Source organism: Occallatibacter riparius, assembly GCF_025264625.1.
Classification (GTDB): domain Bacteria; phylum Acidobacteriota; class Terriglobia; order Terriglobales; family Acidobacteriaceae; genus Telmatobacter; species Telmatobacter riparius.
Map to the genome: position 1 here is coordinate 3372223 of NZ_CP093313.1, position 19103 is coordinate 3391325.

Consider the following 19103-nt stretch of genomic DNA (forward strand, 5'->3'; position numbering starts at 1 on the left):
CTAAGCTTCTTCCCTGCGGTCGGTCCAGGGGCGACCAAAGGGGTCAGTCACCAGCCGCTTGGAGCGATCGAGGAGCTTGTACGACTGTTCGATGGTCTGTTGACACTGATTCAGCAACTCGATGGTTCTCGTTACTGAGACCCGCGAACGGTCAACTCTCTCGATGGTCTCTTTGAGGGCAATCTCCACGACGTTTGCAGGATATTGTCTCGACATTCCTCGTGCGGACTCCTCTGCGTGTTGGATGCGGGAAATGATTCACGCGTGAACCATGATAGCGCCGGAATGGCGCGAGGTGAACCTTGTATAGCTGAGGTGAATTTTGGAAGTGTCGTGAAAGGAAAGCAATTGTCTGAATGGGGCCTGCGGCGGCGGCCAAGGGTTATCCCCAGGTAAATAGCAGAGCCATCCCACGATGCGCCCCTTTTGCCGGCAGGGCCGCTGAACACGGGCAACCCGACTAAATGTACTTACCTCTTACGAGCACGTTGGGCCGCACAGGCTAGGGGATGAACTCATGAGAGATCCCGCATCCTCTTGTGCTGTGTCGCCGTTTGTTCGCACGAACGCACGCGGGCAGCTGACCAGGAGTGAGAGATGGCGAACGAGGGATCAGGAAAAAGGGCATGATCGAGGCTTTCGTACTGTGGAACGAGCCTAACAATCTTTCGCATTGGAACTTTCATCTCGACCCAGGCTGGCGAGGATATGCCGAGTTAGTGAAGCTAGGCTCGGAGGCCATTCGCGGCGTGAATCCTGCCGTGCCCGTTGTGCTTGGTGGAGTGTCTTCATGCGATTGCGATTTTCTGCGCAACATGGCGGCACAGGGCGTGATGGATCACGTGGATGCTGTGGGCGTGCATGGGTTCCCACTGGACTGGAATCACTGGCAGATAGACGACTGGCCTGCGAAAGTGGCGGAGGCCTACGACGTTTCCGGCAAGCCGGTGTGGGTGCTGGAGGTGGGAGCATCCTCGTTCGGCGCGGAGGAAGTGCAAGAGTTCGGACTGCGGCGCACGCTGGAACTGCTCAGCGGGCGCGTGGAGCGCATTCACTGGTACAGCCTCTTCGATCTGCCGCCTACGTGGCCGGCTGAAACACGGCATAAGGAAGCTGAGGGCTCTTCCTACTATCGGCACTACTATCTCGGTCTGGTGAAGGATGACGGACGGCCAAAGCTCGCCGAGGGCTGCTTTCCATCAGATGGTTCCGTGGGGATTTGCCAGTGGTTCCATTTCGAGGATCCGCGGTTGGATGACGCAGTGCGCTGGATGAAAGAGCGCGGGGTTCGATATTTGAGAACAGGACTGAGCTGGGCAGACGCATATCGCCCGAATGCCACGGCATGGTTTGACCGGATGATGGCGGCACTTGAGCCGTTCGATGTGGCGCTTACGTTGTGCTTTACGCCGGCGCACCTGGGCATGGAGGAGCATCACACCAGCCCTCCTCGCGATAACGCGCAATTTGCCGAATTCGCTCGATGGGCGGCGGAGCGCTATGGGCCGGCGAGCAGCAGCACCTCAGCCGCAGATGAACAGAAGAGGTTAGCCATTCTATGAGCAAGCAGATATTGATTACCGGCGGAGCTGGGTTTGTGGGGTCGCATCTCGCGGACGGGTTGTTGCGCGCAGGGCACCGGGTGCGGGTACTGGACGAGCTTAATCCGCAAGTGCATCCGGGGGGGCGGCCGGATTACCTCGCCAAAGAAGTTGAGCTGCTCACCGGCGACATGCGCGATCCCAATCGTCTGCGCGAGGCGATGACCGGCGTGGATGTTGTCTTCCACTTTGCGGCGTGCGTTGGCGTTGGGCAGTCAATGTATGAGATCAGCCGCTACATGAGCGTGAACACGATTGGCACTGCAGAACTGCTGCAGTCGATTCTTGATTCGCGCAGCATGGTGGAGAAGATTGTCGTCGCTTCTTCGATGTCGATCTATGGCGAAGGAAGGTATGTTTGTAGCCAGTGCGGACGCCACGCATCGCCACCGGTGCGGCCGGTGGAGCAACTGAAGGCCGGTCACTGGGATATGCATTGCGAAGAATGCGGCGGCGTTCTGAAGCCTGTGCCTACAGACGAGAGCAAGCCATCCGAGATCAACTCGGTGTATGCGTTATCAAAGCGGGACCAGGAAGAGCTGTGCCTGATCTACGGCAGAACCTATGGGCTGCCGGTAACCGCGCTGCGCTTCTTCAATATTTATGGAACGCGGCAGGCGCTCTCGAATCCTTACACAGGCGTCGCGGCCGTGTTTGCTTCGCGCATGCTGAACGGAAAGCAGCCGCTGATCTTTGAAGACGGCGAGCAGATGCGGGACTTTGTTCACGTGTCGGACATTGTGCGCGCCAACATGCTTGCGATGGAAAGGCCGGCATCGAATGGGCAAGTGATCAACATCGGGTGCGGCAAGCCTATCACGATTCGCGAGGTAGCGGAGAAGCTCGCCCGCAGCCTTGGTAAGGATGTATTGCCGGTGATCACGAATAAGTACCGCGCAGGGGACATTCGGCATTGCTATGCAGATATTTCGAAAGCGCGTGTTTTGCTGGGCTATGAACCGCAGATGACCCACGAAGAGGGGTTCCGTGAACTTGCGGAGTGGCTGGGCGAGCAGCAAGCCGAAGACAAGGTAGAGACGATGTTGAGTGAATTGAGTGCATATGGATTGACTGCGTGAGTAACGCGGAGAATGGAAGCGGAATGAAACTGGATGGAGCAGGCCGTTTGGTATTGATTACAGGCGGTGCCGGGTTCATTGGGTCCAATCTGGCTGAGCGTCTGCTTAGGTCGCCCGAGACTCATGTGCGGATCTTCGACAACCTCTCGCGCCGCGGTGTGGAACAGAACGTTGAGTGGCTTCGCGGCATGCAGGGAGGGAGCCGTCTTGAATTTACGCGCGGAGATGTGCGCGACGCGAAAGCAGTGCGACAGGCTCTGGAGGGCGTCACCGATGTTTTTCATCTAGCGGCACAGGTGGCAGTCACAACTTCGGTAGATGATCCGTCTACTGACTTCGAGGTGAATGCGCACGGCACATTCAATGTTCTGGAAGCTGCGCGCAGAAGCGGAAGACGTCCTTTTCTGCTGTTCACTTCGACGAACAAGGTTTACGGATCACTCGATCGCACTCCGACTGAAATTGAAGGCACGCATTACCGCGCATGTGCGAAGGGACTCCGCGGCGTGACGGAGGAGGAGCCCCTCGATTTTCACTCGCCCTATGGCTGCTCAAAAGGAACCGCGGACCAATATGTGCGCGATTACGCGCGCATTTATGACCTGCCGACTGTGGTGTTTCGGATGTCATGCATTGCCGGTCCGCGCCAATTCGGCAACGAGGACCAGGGGTGGGTGGCGCACTTCCTTTATTCGGTGCTTGAGGGATGTCCGATTTCCATTTATGGCGACGGATTCCAAGTGCGCGATGTGCTGCATGTGCACGATCTGGTTGACGCGATGCAGGCTGTTCGGCGCAACATTGAGCGCACGCGCGGGCAGATCTACAACCTGGGAGGCGGGCAGGAGCGTGCCGTTTCCATCATCGAGATGCTGCACATTATGGAAGCCCGCACCGGCAAGCGCCTGAAGCTGAAGTACTGCGAAGTACGGCCGGGCGATCAGCCCTGGTACGTGGCGGACACGGCGAAGCTTGAGCGCGATACAGGATGGCGCCCCAAGCGCAGTCTCGCAGATACTCTTGAGGCGATTTTCGACTTTTGGAAAGCGAAGCAGTCAAAGAGCGCCGCTGAGCCTCGAACTCAGGTGCTGGAGCAGGAGGTCGCATGAAGTATGCGCTTGTGAATCCTCAATGGACTTTTGAGGGCTCGACATATTTCGGTTGTCGCGAACCTCATGTGCCTCTGGAACTTCTGTCGGCGCGAGAAATGCTACGCGCGGCGGGGCACCATGTCCTGCTGATTGACGCCAATATGGAGGAGCTTGCTCCCGCAGATGTGCGGAGTAAGTTGGAGGCATTCGGAGAAGACTTTCTCGTTATTCCAACGGCGCCGTCGTATTTGTTCTGGCGATGTCCGCAGCCTGAGTTGCGCGTTCCTAAGGTGTGGATTGGTTCGCTGGCGCGAGAATCGAAGGTTGTGTTGATTGGGCCGCACGGATCTGCGACGCCGCACGCAACGATGATGAAGACGGGGGCCGATGTCGTTTTGCGCGGCGAACCCGATCAAACGCTGCCGCAACTTAGCTCCGTGCCGTGGGAGATGGTTCCGGGATGCTGCTGGCGGGATGAAGAAGGGCGCTTCCGGGTATCGGAAGGGCTTGGAACTACGGACATGAAGGCCGTGACCATGCTCGACTATTCGGATTACCCTGTGGAACGGCATACGCACCTGCATCATGTCTTTGCGGGCAATGGGGCGGATCACCTGAAGCTGGGCGCAGAAGTGGAGTTCGCACGCGGATGCCCCTATTCATGCACCTTCTGCAACAAGACGCTCTTCCGCAACCAGTTTCGCGAACGAGATCTGAGTCAGGTGCTTCAGGAGATCGATCAATTAATTGCCCGTGGAGTGGATTATGTCTACTTCATCGATGAGATTTTCGGCGTTGGCAAGCAGGTGCGGGTGCTGCTCGAGGAGATTGCGAAGCGTCCACTCGCCATTGGATTTCAGACGCGCATCGATCTCTGGAATGAGGAGTCGCTTGAATTGCTCGGGCGCGCGCATTGCGTTTCATTTGAGTGCGGGATTGAATCGATTACGCACGAGGGTCGAGAAGAATTCAACAAGCATTGCCGATTTACGACCGAGACGATCGAATCTACACTGCTCACGGCGCGGAAGCATATTCCCTGGGTGCAGGCGAATCTGATCGGCACGACTCACGACGATCCCGCGGAAGTCGCGCGCTTCCAGAGGACGCTCAAGGCTGCGGGCGTGTGGGTGAGCGAGCCCGTACCGCTATTTCCATTTCCGGGCAGTCCGCAGTATGTGCAGACATTCGGGGCGCAGCCGGATGAGGGCGCCTGGGAACGCGCGCACCAGTTCTACCTGCAGTTGTTTGGCGACCGCGGGTTCTCCGATATCCAGGATCAGCAACCACGGTCACTGGCGGAGTTGGAATGCGCGCTCTGATCACGACCGACACGGTAGGCGGTGTCTGGCGGTTCACGCACGAGCTTGCGGCGGGACTGCTGGAAGCTGGTGATTCTGTAGCGCTGGTCAGCTTCGGCCAAGCGGCATCTCCGGGCCAATCTGCTGAGTGCGCGGAACTGGCATCGCGGTGGGGCCTTGCTTTTCGTTATGTGGATTCGGATGTACCGCTGGAGTGGATGCAGCACAACGATCGATGCTTCGAAGCAGGAGATCAGCTCATCGGCGCGGTGGCGCAGGAGTTCGATCCTGACGTCTTGCATTCAAATCAGTTCTGCTACGGAGCACTTGAGATTGGTGTTCCGAAGATCGTTACTGCTCACAGTGACGTGCTGAGCTGGGCGCGAGCGTGCCGCGGGGAGACATTGCAGAGGTCGCCATGGCTGGAGAGGTATTGCGCGCTCGTTCAGCAGGGTCTGGACAAAGCGGATGCCGTGACTACGCCAACTCAGTGGATGCTGCGCGCCTTAAAACAGGGTTTTCGAGTCTCGTGTGAGAGCCGCGCGATTCCGAACGGCCGGAAGATTGCGAATGCTGTGCCCGGGAATGGACGACGGATGCAGGCGGTGACCGCGGGTCGGTTGTGGGACGAAGCGAAAGGCGTCACCTTCTTAGAAAAGGTTACCTCTCCGATGCAGCTCGTCATCGCTGGGGCGACTGACTGCGACGGGAGCACTGCACCGGAATTGAAGAACGCCACTTTAGTCGGCCCGCAGAGTGAGCGTGAGTTGCTCCGCTTGTTTCGTGAAAGCGCTGTGTACGTGTGCACTTCACGCTATGAGCCCTTTGGACTCGCTCCCCTGGAGGCGGCGCTTTGTGGGTGTGCAGTGGTGGCGCGGCGGATCGAGTCGCTCGAGGAGGTCTGGGGAGACGCGGCGAGCTACTTCCGCAATGCTGAGGACCTATCAGATATGCTTGCGTGGCTCTGGGAGGATTGCGGCAGGCTCCGAATGGCGCAGCAACGAGCTGCCGAGCGAGCCAGCCGCTACACTCGCGCTGCAATGGTCGCATCTTATCGCGCTCTGTATTCGAGCGTCGCGGAGACGGCCAGTGTCACGTAAGCTGCGGATCGCCTATTTCGCGCATTCCCTTCGCTCCGACTGGAACAACGGGAATGCGCATTTTCTTCGTGGCCTGATGCGAGGGATGCGCGCGCTGGGACATGATGCGGTGGTATTCGAGCCGCGCGCGGAATGGTCGGTGGACAACCTGCTGCTTGAGCCTCGCGGTCAGGAAACACTACGACGATTTGAGGAGGTCTATCCAGATCTGCAGATCGAGCTCTACGAAACCTCGGATGTATCCAGCCAGGGGATGTGGCAGCAACGGTTGGGGGATTTCGATGTGGTGGTTCTTCACGAGTGGAATCCGCCGGCGCTTTCGGCCGTTTTGCTCGAAGTGCGCGAGTATCTCGGCTATCGAATGCTCTTCCACGATACGCACCATCGGGCATCGTCATCGCCGGAGCAAATTCGGCTTTTCGGAGTGGATAAGTTCGACGGAGTGGTTGCGTTCGGAGAAGTATTGCGCAGGATTTATCGAGAGCGGTTTGGAATAAATCGGGTGTGGACGTTGCACGAAGCCGCAGATGTCAGCGTATTCAGACCTGTAGAAGCGCAGGGCAAGCAGCAGGATGTGGTCTGGATTGGCAATTGGGGGGACGATGAGCGCTCAGAAGAGATTCGCCAGTTCTTCCTGCGGCCCGCAGCAGAAATCCCGGAGCAACGCTTCTCGATTTTCGGCGTGCGCTATCCAGAGGGAGCGCTTCGGGAGTTGTGCCACGCTCATGTGAATTACGGCGGGTATCTGCCGAACCTTGAGGCGCCACGAGTCTACTCGGAGTCTCTGATGACGGTGCATGTGCCGCGGCAGGAGTATGCGCGGGTGATGACTGGCATTCCGACGATACGCGTGTTTGAAGCGCTGGCATGTGGAATTCCACTCATCTCGGCTCCCTGGAATGACGCAGAGGGGCTGTTCCGCAGCGGAGACTTTGCGGTGGTACGAAATGGAGCGGAGATGGCGGATGCGATGAGACGGTTTCTCGAATATCCGGACGAAGCGGCGGCGCAGGCTGAGCGTGGGCTTGAAACGGTGCTGGACCGGCACACGTGCGCGCATCGGGCAGCGGAATTGGACGGAATTTGTGAGGAGGTGCTGCGATGAAGATCTTCGCGTTCGGATCGAGCATTGTTTCGTCGTATTGGAATGGAGCGGCGACTTACTATCGTGGCTGCTACAAGTACTTGGCGCGCCGCGGCCACAGCGTCACATTCGCAGAGCCAGATGCATACGGACGCCAGCAACATCGTGATTCCGGCGACTTCTCGTATGTTGAATCAGTGGTGTATCGGCCGACGATTGACGTAGCGGCCATGTTGGAGCGCGCGGCGGAAGCCGATGTGGTGGTGAAGCACAGTGGGATCGGCGCGGATGATGAGTTGCTGGAAGCGCTGGTCTCGGAGATGGGCGCGGAGCGGCCGGTCTTCTTTTGGGACGTGGATTCGCCGGCCACGCTGGCAAGAATGCGCGCAAATGCTGGCGACCCGTTTCGCCAGGCAGTGCCGAAGTTCGACGCGATCCTGAGCTATGGCGGAGGTCCGGCCAGCCGCGACGGTTATCTTCAGTTTGGTGCGCGCGCCTACTACAGCATCTACAACGGTCTTGATCTGGAGACGCATCATCCCGTCGATCCCGATGCTGCACTGAGATGCGATGTCGCTTTCCTCGGTAATCGGCTCCCGGATCGCGAAGCGCGTGTGGAGGAGTTGTTTCTGCGGGCTGCGGAGTTGGCGTCGGGTGCGTCATTCATCCTGGGCGGCGAGGGCTGGGGCGACAAGGCGCTGCCGAAGAACGTGCGATGGATTGGGCACGTTCCAACGGACGATCACAACCGCGTGAACTGCTCGGCGGGTATGGTGATGAACATCAATCGGGCGTCGATGGCGGACTCGGGATTCTCTCCGCCTACGCGCGTTTTCGAGGTTGCAGGTGCGGGTGCATGCTTGCTTTGCGATGATTGGCCGGGTATCGATGACTGCTTTGAGCCGGGCACTGAGATTCTGGTGATACGCCGGGCTGAGGACGTGGTGCAGGCACTCCGTAAATATGACGAGAAGGCAAGGAAGAAGATCGGAACGGCGTTTCGGGAACGCGCGCTAAGGGATCACACCTACGATCTGCGCGCGGCTCAAGCTGAGCACGCGTTCATCGAGTCGCTCGAAAGGCGCAGCGGCGTAGAGCGGGCCTTTCCGACTGCCGAGAGAGTGGAGCAACCTGCATGAAAATCGTGATCTATGGACTTACGATCACCTCGTCATGGGGGAACGGACACGCGACAACTTATCGCTCGTTGGCCAAGGCGTTGGCGGAGCGCGGGCACGTAGTGCATTTTGTGGAGAAGGATGTCGAGTGGTACCGCAGCAATCGTGACTTGCCGGAGCCTGAGTTTTGCTCCGTGCAGATCTACGACGAATGGAAAGTAAGTGAGAAGGCAGTGGCGCGGGCCAGTGCAGACTCAGACGTGATTGTCGTAGGTTCCTATTTCCAAGACGCGATCGCACTAACACGCCGGCTGCTGGATGCGGGACGCGGGCCCATCCTGTTCTATGACATCGATACTCCGATCACGATGGCGGCCCTGCGCGCCTGCGGAGAGACGGAATATCTGGATGCTGCGCTCATACCGCACTATGCCGCATATTTGAGCTTTACGGGTGGGCCAGCGCTGGAAGAACTCGAGACGCGCTTTGGTTCCCCCTGGGCTGTGCCATTCTACTGCTCGGTCGATCCGGAGTTATACAAACCAACGGCATGCCGCGAGGCATTCCGATGTGAGTTGAGCTACCTGGGCACGTATGCAAAGGATCGGCAGCCGAAGCTGGACAGGCTGTTAGGGCGCCCGGCTGCGCTGATGCCGGAACGAAGATTCCTGGTGGCTGGGCCGCAATATCCCGAGTCAACTCAGTGGGGATCGAACGTGGGACGCATCATTCACGTTTCGCCCCAGAATCATCCGGCATTCTACTCGTCCTCGCGGTTTACGCTGAACCTTACGCGAGATGACATGGTGGCGGCGGGCTATTCACCCTCTGTGAGGCTCTTTGAGGCGTCTGCTTGCGGAGCGGCGATTCTGTCGGACAAGTGGCCGGGCCTCGAGACGTTCTTGACGCCAGGGGAAGAGATCTTGACCCCGAAAGATGAATTTGAAGTTAGGTCGATTCTTGTGGACACTACAGAGGAAGAGCGCCGCCGCATTGGGTCAAATGCGCGCGAGAGAATTCTTGCTGCGCATACATCTGCTCATCGTGCTCGCGAGTTTGAGGATGTGGTGGAGCGGGTTCATTCCAACAGGTCGGCGAAGCTGCGGATGCAGAGCGAGGGGCTCTCGGCCGCGAGCGTTTCATAAGCATAGATGCCTGTGGCTACGGCGGCTATAGGAAGATTGTTTGCGCGCGCGGCGGAGATATCGGCCGGGGTGTCGCCGAATGCCAGAATTGCGGCATTGTTGCTCAGACGTTCGCGAATGAGTGCTATGCCGTGACGGAATACATGTTCGCGGTATTCCAGGCCGTCGGACCATGCCCCGAGGGGGAAGAGTTCGAGTAGTTTGGCGGCAGCGAGTTTCTGCTTACCGATGCGCTCCAGATTACCGGTTGCTACACAGAGCAAGGCACCATTCTCGTGCAAATGATGAAGGACCTCGCGAACTTGGGGCAGAGTTGTGATGCAGAGATCGGCTTTTTGTCGCTCTACCTGACAACACATTGCGTCGCATAGCTCCGGCAGACGCGGCCGCCACTCTTGTGGAGAAACGCCGGCAAGCGTGAGGGCATCGCGAAGAATGCCAATGTCCGTATTCCCATGCGCGGTGACACCATCGAGATTCAACTGGCGGCCGGCCACGGTCGAGAGCGCATCGCAGAAGGCAAAGTAGTGCACGGCATCGGTGCAATGGAGTAGCGTTCCGTCTATGTCGAAGAGGTAAGCGTCGAATTGATCCCAGGCGACGGCAAGGCTCATGCTGCCATTCCGGGATTGCTTCGGGTATGTGGGAAGGCTGCAAGGGCGCCGTCGATTTCGCGCGCGACGCTGGGCCAGTCGCCCGAATCAGGCTGGCGAAACAGGCGCAGCGAAGGATACCACGGTGAGTCATCTCGATTGACCATCCAGCGCCAATCAGCTGCGTACTGGAGCATGAGGAAGCATGGCACACCAAGGGCGCCGGCCAGGTGCGCGGCTAATGTGTCGACGGTTATGACAAGATCAAGGTTCGCAATGACGGCAGCGAGCGGGAGGAGCCCGCGGTCCGCGAGCAATGATGTATCGCGCACGTGTTTGCCGAGATGCAACCGGCTCCACTCCTGGCGCACGAAGCCGCCCTGTAAATTCCAGAACTCGAATTCTGGTCTGGCGAGAATCGCGGTGAGTGATCGAAGAGGTATGGAGCGGGAAGGGTTCCACTCGCCTGCAGACCAGACGATGCCGACGCGGGGCTTACCCGATTTTGGTCCCAGTGCGCGGGCGGCGCAGTGCAGCTCTGCGTGTGGCAGTCGGAGATACTGGGTCGTGATGGGAAGGTCGCTGAGCTTGGTGCGAAAGATGTACGGTATTTCCATTAACTCTAGCTGCACATCCCAGGGCCTCGGTTGTTCTTGTGGATCCGCACCCCAGGAAAACACTTCATCGACGCCGGGGACACAGCGGATGAGTTCTACTGCTCGCGGGGCGCACTCCACCATCAGATCAGCCGCGTTGCTCCTGATTCTGGGGGCATATTGGAGGAATTGAACGGCATCGCCGAAGCCATGCAGGCAGCGTACGATAACGCGCTTACCACGCAGGCTCTCGCCAGTCCAGAACCTGTGGGGGTCTGGTGCGCGCCGCAGTCGAATCGCATCACTTTCTCGCCAGGCAGCTTCGAAATCGCCGGAGAGCATGGAGGCCAACCATCGGCCGCCGGCGCAACGATTTCGGTCAGCGCCGCCTTGCGCCTCTGCACGGTTGAAGAGGAATCGCGCGGAGGGCACATGCCGTTGTTCCAGAAGCGACTCGGCTAGCTCAAGAGTGGTGACTCGTTCACTCATAGCTCAACGTTCGTTCGGCGCATGGGATAGACACAATGCGGACCGTCTGGTGGGATTGCGATCTGTTCCCTGCGGCATAGGTAGACTTCGTTCTCAGGCTGCGATTCGATTCGGAAGCCGGATGAACGCAGCATGGCTTCTACGCAGGCGCGGTTCGGGATCCACCAGTTCGTTTCATCGTGCGAGAATCGATGCTCGACGAAGTGCATCTTCGGGTATCCCGGCTCGTCAAACGGCGCGGGTGAATTGAAGTCGTAGTTCTCTTCTACGGAAACGATGTCGAGGCTGCCGCGAGTGAGGCTCTGAAAGAGCAGCAGGTCACGTGCGACATGTTCATGAATAAGATCCAATGCGAGGAGGGGGTGACGCAGGTGGTAGAGCACTCCCATGAAGATGACGAGATCGAACTTCTCGCCGAGCGCCGCCACATCCCACACGGCCATGCGACGGTATTCGATGTTCGTGCCTTGTATCTCCGCGGCAAAGCGAGCCTGGCGAAGGTAATGTTCATCGGTGTCGATGGCGACCACGCGACCGGCTCCACGGCGCTTCATCTCGAGCGAGTAGAAGCCGGCATTGCAGCCGATATCGAGCACGGTCCAGCCTGTCATGTCGGTGGGCAAAGCATCGCGGAACGCTGCGAACTTGATCTCTGGATAGTCGCCGAGAAAGTGATTGGGTGCGGTTTGAATACCGTTGAGCCGGAGATTGTGAAACCAGGGCCCAAGAGACTCGATCTGCTTCTGAAGCAGTTGCTCGTCAATGCCGGTCTGCGGTAGTGAACTCATCTGTGGTGCTCACCTCCTTCTCTGAAATGTGCTCTGAGGCGGGTTGGTATTCGGAGTTGCGCGCGTCTTCCAGCAGGCGCATCGCAGCTCGATAGCCATCGAGAGTCCCTGTATCTACGTATTGGCAGCCCGCCCGCGTGCCGATCGCCTCCCCGCCTTCGTTGAGCCATGCATTGATAAGTGTGCCGAGGTACTCGTCACCACGCTCAGGCCGTAGCCATAATTGGTGCAGGGCGTGAAAGACGCGCCCAGGCATCTTCATTGCTCCCCATATCCATTGGGAAGGCGCGGTGCGTTGTTTCACGTGGATCTCTCGGACGCGGCCTTGCTCATCCGTGGAGACGGCATCGAACAACTCCGGACGAGTAACCGGAAAGAGCAGCAGTGCGAGCACGCCGTCCGGCAGAAGAGATAGAGCGTCCGAAGGGAACCAGATTGTGTCGGGCAGACCAATCAGCACCGCGTCATCCGGATGAATCAGTGGCGCGGCGCGGAAGACAGCATCGCAGAGGCCGCCTGGCGCGGGCTGCACGGTGTAAGCGATGTCTACCCCCCACAGGCGTGACCCATAGTATTGGAGGATGTCGGCCTTCGTGGGCGAAATAATAAAGCAGAGCCGGCTTGCGCCCGCTGCGATCATGCGTTCGACGAGGTATTCGCTTATTGCGCGTGGCCGCTCCGCGCCGTTTTCACAGCGGCTTCCCACCGGAAGCAGTTCTTTTGAAAATGCTAATGGCTGGATGCGGCTGCCAGATCCCGCGGCCGGTATGATGCCCCACATCGTGTGTTCTCCTTCTGTGCGATTGTGCGCGCCGATCAAATCAGCCTTCAGCCATTTCGGGAATTGGCGGTGACGCTGTGGCTATGCTCTGGCAGATCGACTCGAACTCGGCAACACGTTGCTCTGCAGTGTGATGCGCAAGAACGCGAGCGCGTGCGGCCTCAGCAATGCGCATGTGTTCGACGTCGGATAGGGAGAGCGCTCTCACGACATCGGCGCTGGTGGAAGCGGTCAAGATTTCTACGTCAGGTTGAAGGAAAGTCTCAAGGCCAGACCACGTATCAGAGATCAACGGTGTGCCGCACGCGGCTGCTTCAAAGATGCGGCCCGAGGGGCAGAATCCGTATTCGGCCATCGCGCGACGCGTCACGTTGAGCGTAAAGCGGGAAGACGAAAAGAATGCCGGATGCAGAGAGGGTGGCATGTGGCTCACGAAGAAGATGTTCTGAGACCATGGGAAGCTGGAAGGGTACTGTGCGCCCCCGATCAAAAAGCGCTCTTCCGGTAGTCGCCGCGCAGGGATAACAAAGAGCTCTTCGAGCATCTGCTGGCGGTCGTCGGCGTAGGTGCCGAGATAGCTGAGTGCCGATCGATACTCCTCGCATGGAGGCACCGGGAAATGCATTTCAGGGTCAACCCATCCATAGAGTGGAGCCACAGCACGTGCGCCTAGACGACCGGTCAGCTCTTCGAGAGCGCGGCCGCCCGTGTAACTCAACACGATGTCAAATTCTGAAAGCCCTTCAGCAGGGAGGTATGCGACCCGAGCGCCGATGCGTAAGGTGTCCAGTGTCACAGGAGTGTCAAGGTCATAGAACGCGCGGACCTGAGCTCGCGAATCGAGGACCAGTCGCGACGCAGCGTCGCCATCGCCGCAGTAGCTCGTTACGAGGGCTACGTCGGCGCGTGCGAGTTCGCGCGCAGCTTCTGCCTGGATGTTTTCGAACGAGTCGAAGAGCTTCAGCGCAATTCCGGGGGGCGCCTCCCAACCATCACGCGTGGCGGCGTAATATGGGACGTCACGCTCATAGAAGGTGGCCGTGTGGCCGCGGCGGCTCATCGCCTTCAGGAACCCGCGCCAGAGCGTAGCGTGCCCATTGCCCCACGAAGATGAAACAGTAAGGCCGAAGATTACGACGTGCATGGATGTCCGCACCTATGCGGCGTGTTTCTTCTTCTTGTTGGAGGAGTGCGAAGGTTCGTCGGGGTGCACAAGCTCGTTGAAGTTGCTTTGCTCTCCGTCGGCTGTCTTCTCCTGATACACAAGCTCCAGGTTGTTCTCGTCGAACTTCTCGAAGAACGCGTCCCATGAAATTTCCCGCAGATTCGAGTCTTTCTCGCCGGGAGCGTTAGGAAAATGAAGGCGTAGTATTCCTGGTTCATTACCGCTGTGAGTGCTGGCTACCTCAGTGGGCACAGCGCCGCGCTTTTCTGCCCACTTGCGAATTTCATTGTGGTCCTGCGTTGTTTTGCTCGGGGTCATACCCGTGTCTCTCGTTGAGGGTCAAATCGAACATGCGATCTTCACCTGCACCGATGCGAGGATTGAGACCTGCGTTGTATAGATTCACCAAGCATCAACGGATGTGGACAACGGGTTGTGCAGCTCAGGCATCGAAGGTCGCGGGTAAGAAATCAAAATGCCAAATCGCAATCTCGAACTCTGCATGATGGATCGATCAGGCGGCCAGGGAACTCGTATCGCGGTTGTGGGTTGTGGGTACGTGGGGCTGGTCGCGGCAGTTTGCTTCGCCGAGATCGGCCATTCCGTCATTTGTGTCGATAACGACGCCGCCAAGATTCGCGCATTGCAGGCGGGTCAAATACCCATACACGAGGAACATCTGGCTGAACTTCTGGCATTGCAGAGTTCAGCTTCGCTCAGATTCACTACGTCGATAGCCGAGGCTGTGAGGGCATCAGACGCGGTGTTCATCGCTGTGGGGACGCCCCCTCTTGATAATGGCCACGCGGACCTATCATTCATCGAGGAGGTTGCGGCCGAAATCAGTGGAGCCATCGACTCGTACAAGGTGATTGTCGAGAAGAGCACAGTGCCTGTTTATACGAGCGATTGGATCTCCAAGATCCTGCGGCGCAATGGTGTGGATCCGAGTGCAGCAGATGTAGTGTCGAATCCTGAGTTCCTTCGCGAGGGTACGGCGGTACGGGATTTTTTGTGTCCCGATAGAATCATCGTCGGGACTTGCAGCGATCAGGCATTCCGCGTGATGACGTCGATCTATGGCCCACTGCTGGACGGCAGCTATTATCGGCGGCGCGCATCTGCTGATTTTTTGTCGCACAATCCAACGGCGCCTCCACTGGTGCGGACGAGTCCTGCAAGCGCGGAGCTGATCAAGCACGCTTCGAACGCTTTTCTTGCGCTGAAGATCAGCTACGTTAACACGATTGCAAGCATGTGCGAGATTGCTGGAGCAGATGTAGATGAAGTCGCGCATGGCATGGGGCTGGACCGGCGCATCGGTCAGCAGTTCTTGTCTGCTGGGCTGGGCTACGGTGGCTCGTGTTTTCCAAAAGACCTCAAGGCTTTTCGCTCACTCGGCCATGAGATGGGAGTGGATGTGGCACTGCTCCGGGAAGTGGAGCGCATCAATGAGCGTCAGATCGACGGATTCATGGGGAAGATTCGGTCGATCATGTGGAATCTTCGCAACAAGAAGCTAGCTGTTCTTGGCCTGGCCTTCAAGGGAGGCACGGATGATGTGCGCGAATCGCCTGCCATTAAGCTTGTTCGGCAACTGCTCGCGGAAGGCTGCGAAATCGTGGCCTTTGACCCTGCCGCAATGACGACAGCGCGGAGAGTGCTTCCGGAAGAAGGGATTAGCTACGTCGACAACGCACTGGACGCGATGAATGATGCGGACGCGCTGCTGGTGCTGACTGACTGGCCCGAATTCAGAGAGATTGATCCCCAGGCAATGAAAGTACAGCTCGCGCAGCCGATCGTGTTCGATGCGCGCAACCTGCTGGACCGCGAGTTGATGATGCAGCGTGGCTTCACTTACGTCAGCATTGGCCGACCAGCTGTGGAAGAGTGCGAAGAACCGGTTGCGCTGCGAAGAAGAGCCTGAAGGTTTGCGGATGGCGGTGAAGTAATGGTGGAGGCGGCGGGAGTCGAACCCGCGTCCGAAATCGCTGTCAGCCAGGAGCGTTCATGCTTTGTCCGGTTCCGCATGTTTTCGCCTCGGGCACTCAGAACGGACAAGATGCGCCAGAAGCTAGTCCGATTGCTCTCGCTGGAAGCCGCCCGGACCGAGCCGCCCCAACCAGCCTGCTGTGCGACGCTCTGTCTCAGCCCACAGGCAAAGCCGAGCAGAACGGCTACTTAGTTAATTAAGCAGCAAGTGCCAGATTGTCGTTGGCAACTTTTGTTTTGCGAGCGATTACGGGTGCCCACACCCCGACATGCCTCCTGTGCCGCAATCGATCCCGTCGAAACCGTGACGCCCCCAATTGCTGCTGTCTGTTAGATGAAGCAGACGGCAGTTCGGTGCGAGCCGGGCCGGTGGGCCGTGCTGCATGTTCTATCTTACGCTGAAACGGGTTCAGGCCGCTGAAACGCCTCACAGCCCCGAATTGATCACCGACGACTCGATCTTCGATAGTGATCCTTGGGCGTCAAATTGGAAGTTCATGCGGAGACTGGTTTCTCTGAGCGGATTGCTGCCCTTCAGGTCCGGCACGATGGCCTGGATCAAGCGCCAGGCGGGGTAGTACTGATAGGGGATGTGGCGATTCCTCAAGGTCTCTTCGACGGCGCCCTTCGGGGTGCTGAGCGGCAGCGCGGTCCGGAGGTCGCGATCGAAGGCTCCGGGTTCGGTTTCAAGCAGCTGACGATTGCCGGCGGCAACGACCGAACGCAGCCAGTGCAGATAAAAGAGCTCGCAGCCCAGCGCGGCGAGACCAACGCTCAAAGCCGCGATCAGGGCCGCGAGCCGGATCGTACGCGCGATTGTCACTGCTTCTCGAGATCGATGGATTCGTAGGCGTGCTTCGCAATTCCAGCCCGAATCTCCGCCGGGGTCTTACCTAGCTTCGTCTGCTGATAGGCATAAAAGCCTTCTTTTGCGCAGGTGGAGCACTCGGTTCCGTGAAGCGTCTCAAAGCAGCTCCGGAGGCTGGTGTGACCGAGGGCGCGGTCGCAACGGCAGTTGCAGGGAAGCTGATAGATCACGTTTCCGACCTTGGCCGTCTGCTGGTAGACGTGCACCTGCCAGGGATAGCGGAAGTTCTCGCCGGTCAGTTTGTCGCCGGAGAGGACCGGCGGCAGAGCGCTAACTTTCAGCGGCGCCGAAGGATGGTAGGCCGGTACATCGTCCGCCGGGTTTGTCCACTGGGCGTAACTGGCCACTGTGAAGATCACCGCACTTGTGGCGAGGAGTGAGCGGCGGCTGAGAAGTTTCTTCATTCGTAAGTCTCGCTATGAGAATTGTAGACGAAGGACGGATGGCGGCGTGAGCGGCGTCAGACCCCGTTGTCTCGTGGTTTTAGCCAAAAAAAGACGGCACGAACGTTCGAGCTGTTCGTGCCGGGAGGCCAGTGACGCAAACTACTCCCGGCGCCGAAGGTGGCGGAACGTCCACCCTCATCACCGGAATAACTACACATTACTATAGATGCGGATAAATGCAAATACAAAAATCGATATTTTCTGTGGATTTCTTCTGTGAATCGACCTCAGGGTTGAGGAGTCCAATGAGCAGCAATTTCATTTTAGAAACGAGCGGTCGACAATGGACGATCCAAAACATTTAGTTTCTGAGATATCGGACAACATCAAGAGGGCAGGAACTCGTCTGCCTTCCTGGGTGAAGGTCGGCGCGTTTGCGGCTGCCTCCGCCCTGGCGGGCGGGCTGGCAGCCACATGGTTCTATCGCAAGACCCTGACGCGCGTCCAAAATGCCGAATCAGAGCCGGAAAATTCCAATTTCAGGATTCAAAACCGAAGCGTGGACGGTGATTACTGATTTTTCCGGCTTTGCTCGTTGGTCCTACATATTCCCGCCGCGACTGGCGGGGGGTACGATCCCGTTCATCCTGAGGTAGACCACCAGTTGGCCGTAGTGGTCCATCATGTGCGCGAGTCCGAATGAGGTCATTCCTGCCCGGGTTCCATGGGCTGTGGTGGTGAAGGCATTTCCTGCGGTCGTTTCATCCACAAGGGCGTGGGCCTGCTTGAACGAGTCCTTCAGGGCCTGAAGAATGTCGGCCTTGCTGGTGAGCTTCTCGATGGCATCGCTCTTGGTCTTCAACTGCTCATCGGTAATCGTCGGACCGCCGAAGAAGTACCAGTTGGCTTCGGCGATGTGCTTCACCTGGTCGCCGAACGAGCGTACTTTGGCGAATTCTCCGGTGCTGGGCACAAAGCTATATTTGTCTTCGGGCATGGCTTCGGCTAGGTCCACGAACTCCTTCTCCATGCCTGAGAGAAGCTTGCCGTAGATCTGGGCAGGGGGCTGTGCAGTGCCGACGGCGGGCTTGGCCTGCTTACTGTCTGCGCCCTGGGCAGTTGACAGCGCCGGCAGACCGGCCAAAAGACAAACTGCGAGCACGCGGCCCGCGACACGAACGCTGTTTTGCATGGAAATCCTCCGGCAGCGGCCTTCGGCATCCGCACTACGAACGGGCTCGGTCGTCAGGAAAACCGAACGGAAACGGTCCGAAGGGGATACCGAGGCATATTGCTGCGCGAGGGAACTCTAGCAGACCGGGTCCGGGTCGCACATCGCGAAGGCATGAAACGGTGGCTTAGAGGATCAGAACGGCATTGACAGCCGCTTATATGCGAAACGGTCGTCGATTGTCCTCAGGCCGCGGAGGCGCAGGTAGTCAGAAACTGCAGTATCTGTACCGGGTGAATCGGCTTGGGGAGAATCGTGTGATAGTGGCCGCGGCGAACCGACTCCTCAACCAAGCCAAAGCCGATGGCGTTGCCCGAGATGAGGAGCACCTTGCATGTTGGATACCGCTCGGAGAAGTAGATGGCGAGGTCCAATCCGTTCATGCCAGGCATGACCACGTCTGAGATCATGACATCCGGCGTGAACTCATCCGATACAACGATCGCTTCTTCGGCGGAGTAAGCGGCACGTGCCCTGTGGCCTCTGGCCTGGAGAATCAGGCACAGACTATCTGCGATCGATTTCTCGTCATCAACGACCAAGACTCGCATGGGCAAATACACCTTCTAAATAATCGAGTTCCTTGAGGAAGACGCGATGCGCGAACCTGGGTGGCTCAGGCTTCCATCACTATACACAAGGAGTTGTAGTTTTGGAATTTAGGTAAGGTAAGACAAATATTCGATTGTCGA

Annotated in this window: 22 protein-coding genes and 1 other RNA gene; 11 read left to right on the top strand and 12 right to left on the bottom strand. The window is 58.2% G+C overall.

The window, feature by feature from the left end; all coding sequences use genetic code 11:
* The gene (locus MOP44_RS13590; protein ID WP_260796580.1) at positions 1-216 is read right to left on the bottom strand and encodes a hypothetical protein; all 216 of its coding nucleotides are present in this window, start codon (positions 214-216) and stop codon (positions 1-3) included.
* A gap of 410 nt (positions 217-626) precedes the next feature.
* Here MOP44_RS13590 and MOP44_RS13595 point away from each other — a divergent pair, with 410 nt between their 5' ends.
* From MOP44_RS13595 to MOP44_RS13630, 8 genes are read left to right on the top strand one after another with little or no spacing between them, the layout of a single operon-like run.
* On the top strand, positions 627-1562 hold the full coding sequence (locus MOP44_RS13595) for a glycosyl hydrolase (RefSeq protein WP_260796581.1): 936 nt from the start codon (positions 627-629) through the stop codon (positions 1560-1562).
* Positions 1559-2680 carry an NAD-dependent epimerase/dehydratase family protein gene (locus tag MOP44_RS13600; protein ID WP_260796582.1) on the top strand — a complete coding sequence of 374 codons (1122 nt, stop codon included), beginning with the start codon at positions 1559-1561 and terminating at the stop codon, positions 2678-2680. The genes MOP44_RS13595 and MOP44_RS13600 overlap by 4 nt, the downstream gene beginning before the upstream one ends.
* 23 nt (positions 2681-2703) lie before the next feature.
* The gene (locus MOP44_RS13605) at positions 2704-3789 is read left to right on the top strand and encodes a GDP-mannose 4,6-dehydratase (protein WP_260796583.1); all 1086 of its coding nucleotides are present in this window, start codon (positions 2704-2706) and stop codon (positions 3787-3789) included.
* Positions 3786-5093 carry a TIGR04295 family B12-binding domain-containing radical SAM protein gene (locus tag MOP44_RS13610; protein ID WP_260796584.1) on the top strand — a complete coding sequence of 436 codons (1308 nt, stop codon included), beginning with the start codon at positions 3786-3788 and terminating at the stop codon, positions 5091-5093. Before MOP44_RS13605 ends, MOP44_RS13610 begins: the two co-directional genes overlap by 4 nt.
* Positions 5081-6172, top strand: coding sequence for a glycosyltransferase family 4 protein (locus MOP44_RS13615; protein ID WP_260796585.1), 1092 nt, complete (start codon positions 5081-5083; stop codon positions 6170-6172). The genes MOP44_RS13610 and MOP44_RS13615 overlap by 13 nt, the downstream gene beginning before the upstream one ends.
* Positions 6162-7277 (top strand): CgeB family protein, encoded by a 1116-nt coding sequence (locus MOP44_RS13620; RefSeq protein ID WP_260796586.1) that lies wholly within the window; start codon positions 6162-6164, stop codon positions 7275-7277. Before MOP44_RS13615 ends, MOP44_RS13620 begins: the two co-directional genes overlap by 11 nt.
* The gene (locus MOP44_RS13625) at positions 7274-8395 is read left to right on the top strand and encodes a CgeB family protein (protein WP_260796587.1); all 1122 of its coding nucleotides are present in this window, start codon (positions 7274-7276) and stop codon (positions 8393-8395) included. Before MOP44_RS13620 ends, MOP44_RS13625 begins: the two co-directional genes overlap by 4 nt.
* Positions 8392-9519, top strand: a complete 1128-nt coding sequence (locus MOP44_RS13630; RefSeq protein WP_260796588.1) for a CgeB family protein — start codon at positions 8392-8394, stop codon at positions 9517-9519. Before MOP44_RS13625 ends, MOP44_RS13630 begins: the two co-directional genes overlap by 4 nt.
* On the opposite strand, the gene MOP44_RS13635 is transcribed toward MOP44_RS13630, so the two are convergent.
* Both MOP44_RS13635 and MOP44_RS13640 read right to left on the bottom strand, forming a co-directional pair.
* On the bottom strand, positions 9453-10133 hold the full coding sequence (locus MOP44_RS13635) for an HAD family hydrolase (RefSeq protein ID WP_260796589.1): 681 nt from the start codon (positions 10131-10133) through the stop codon (positions 9453-9455). The two genes, MOP44_RS13630 and MOP44_RS13635, sit on opposite strands and share 67 nt — an antisense overlap.
* Positions 10130-10729 carry a glycosyltransferase family 9 protein gene (locus MOP44_RS13640; protein WP_260796590.1) on the bottom strand — a complete coding sequence of 200 codons (600 nt, stop codon included), beginning with the start codon at positions 10727-10729 and terminating at the stop codon, positions 10130-10132. Before MOP44_RS13640 ends, MOP44_RS13635 begins: the two co-directional genes overlap by 4 nt.
* A 168-nt stretch (positions 10730-10897) precedes the next feature.
* Here MOP44_RS13640 and MOP44_RS13645 point away from each other — a divergent pair, with 168 nt between their 5' ends.
* Positions 10898-11170, top strand: coding sequence for a hypothetical protein (locus MOP44_RS13645; RefSeq protein ID WP_260796591.1), 273 nt, complete (start codon positions 10898-10900; stop codon positions 11168-11170).
* A 23-nt stretch (positions 11171-11193) separates the two neighbouring features.
* Here the strand turns inward: MOP44_RS13645 and MOP44_RS13650 are convergent, their stop codons facing one another.
* The 4 genes from MOP44_RS13650 to MOP44_RS13665 are packed head-to-tail and all read right to left on the bottom strand — an operon-like array spanning position 11194 to position 14249.
* Positions 11194-11985 (bottom strand): TIGR04290 family methyltransferase, encoded by a 792-nt coding sequence (locus MOP44_RS13650; protein WP_260796592.1) that lies wholly within the window; start codon positions 11983-11985, stop codon positions 11194-11196.
* Positions 11957-12766, bottom strand: coding sequence for a sugar phosphate nucleotidyltransferase (locus MOP44_RS13655; RefSeq protein ID WP_260796593.1), 810 nt, complete (start codon positions 12764-12766; stop codon positions 11957-11959). Before MOP44_RS13655 ends, MOP44_RS13650 begins: the two co-directional genes overlap by 29 nt.
* A gap of 40 nt (positions 12767-12806) precedes the next feature.
* Complete coding sequence (locus MOP44_RS13660; protein WP_260796594.1) at positions 12807-13910, bottom strand: CgeB family protein; 1104 nt, start codon at positions 13908-13910, stop codon at positions 12807-12809.
* A gap of 12 nt (positions 13911-13922) precedes the next feature.
* On the bottom strand, positions 13923-14249 hold the full coding sequence (locus MOP44_RS13665; protein ID WP_260796595.1) for a hypothetical protein: 327 nt from the start codon (positions 14247-14249) through the stop codon (positions 13923-13925).
* A gap of 157 nt (positions 14250-14406) precedes the next feature.
* Here MOP44_RS13665 and MOP44_RS13670 point away from each other — a divergent pair, with 157 nt between their 5' ends.
* The gene (locus MOP44_RS13670; protein ID WP_260796596.1) at positions 14407-15861 is read left to right on the top strand and encodes a UDP-glucose dehydrogenase family protein; all 1455 of its coding nucleotides are present in this window, start codon (positions 14407-14409) and stop codon (positions 15859-15861) included.
* A gap of 25 nt (positions 15862-15886) precedes the next feature.
* Here MOP44_RS13670 and ssrA read toward each other — a convergent pair.
* The 3 genes from ssrA to MOP44_RS13685 form a co-directional block, all read right to left on the bottom strand.
* Positions 15887-16241, bottom strand: a transfer-messenger RNA (tmRNA) gene (ssrA, locus tag MOP44_RS13675).
* Positions 16242-16353: 112 nt separating this feature from the next.
* The gene (locus tag MOP44_RS13680; protein WP_260796597.1) at positions 16354-16749 is read right to left on the bottom strand and encodes a hypothetical protein; all 396 of its coding nucleotides are present in this window, start codon (positions 16747-16749) and stop codon (positions 16354-16356) included.
* Positions 16746-17198, bottom strand: a complete 453-nt coding sequence (locus MOP44_RS13685) for a PCYCGC domain-containing protein (RefSeq protein WP_260796598.1) — start codon at positions 17196-17198, stop codon at positions 16746-16748. The genes MOP44_RS13680 and MOP44_RS13685 overlap by 4 nt, the downstream gene beginning before the upstream one ends.
* Before the next feature lie 325 nt (positions 17199-17523).
* On the opposite strand from MOP44_RS13685, the gene MOP44_RS13690 reads away from it, so the two are divergent.
* The gene (locus MOP44_RS13690; RefSeq protein ID WP_260796599.1) at positions 17524-17757 is read left to right on the top strand and encodes a hypothetical protein; all 234 of its coding nucleotides are present in this window, start codon (positions 17524-17526) and stop codon (positions 17755-17757) included.
* A 24-nt stretch (positions 17758-17781) separates the two neighbouring features.
* Here the strand turns inward: MOP44_RS13690 and MOP44_RS13695 are convergent, their stop codons facing one another.
* Positions 17782-18372, bottom strand: a complete 591-nt coding sequence (locus MOP44_RS13695; protein WP_260796600.1) for a DinB family protein — start codon at positions 18370-18372, stop codon at positions 17782-17784.
* A 224-nt stretch (positions 18373-18596) separates the two neighbouring features.
* Positions 18597-18962, bottom strand: coding sequence for a response regulator (locus MOP44_RS13700; protein ID WP_260796601.1), 366 nt, complete (start codon positions 18960-18962; stop codon positions 18597-18599).
* Between the last annotated feature and the right edge of the window lie 141 nt (positions 18963-19103).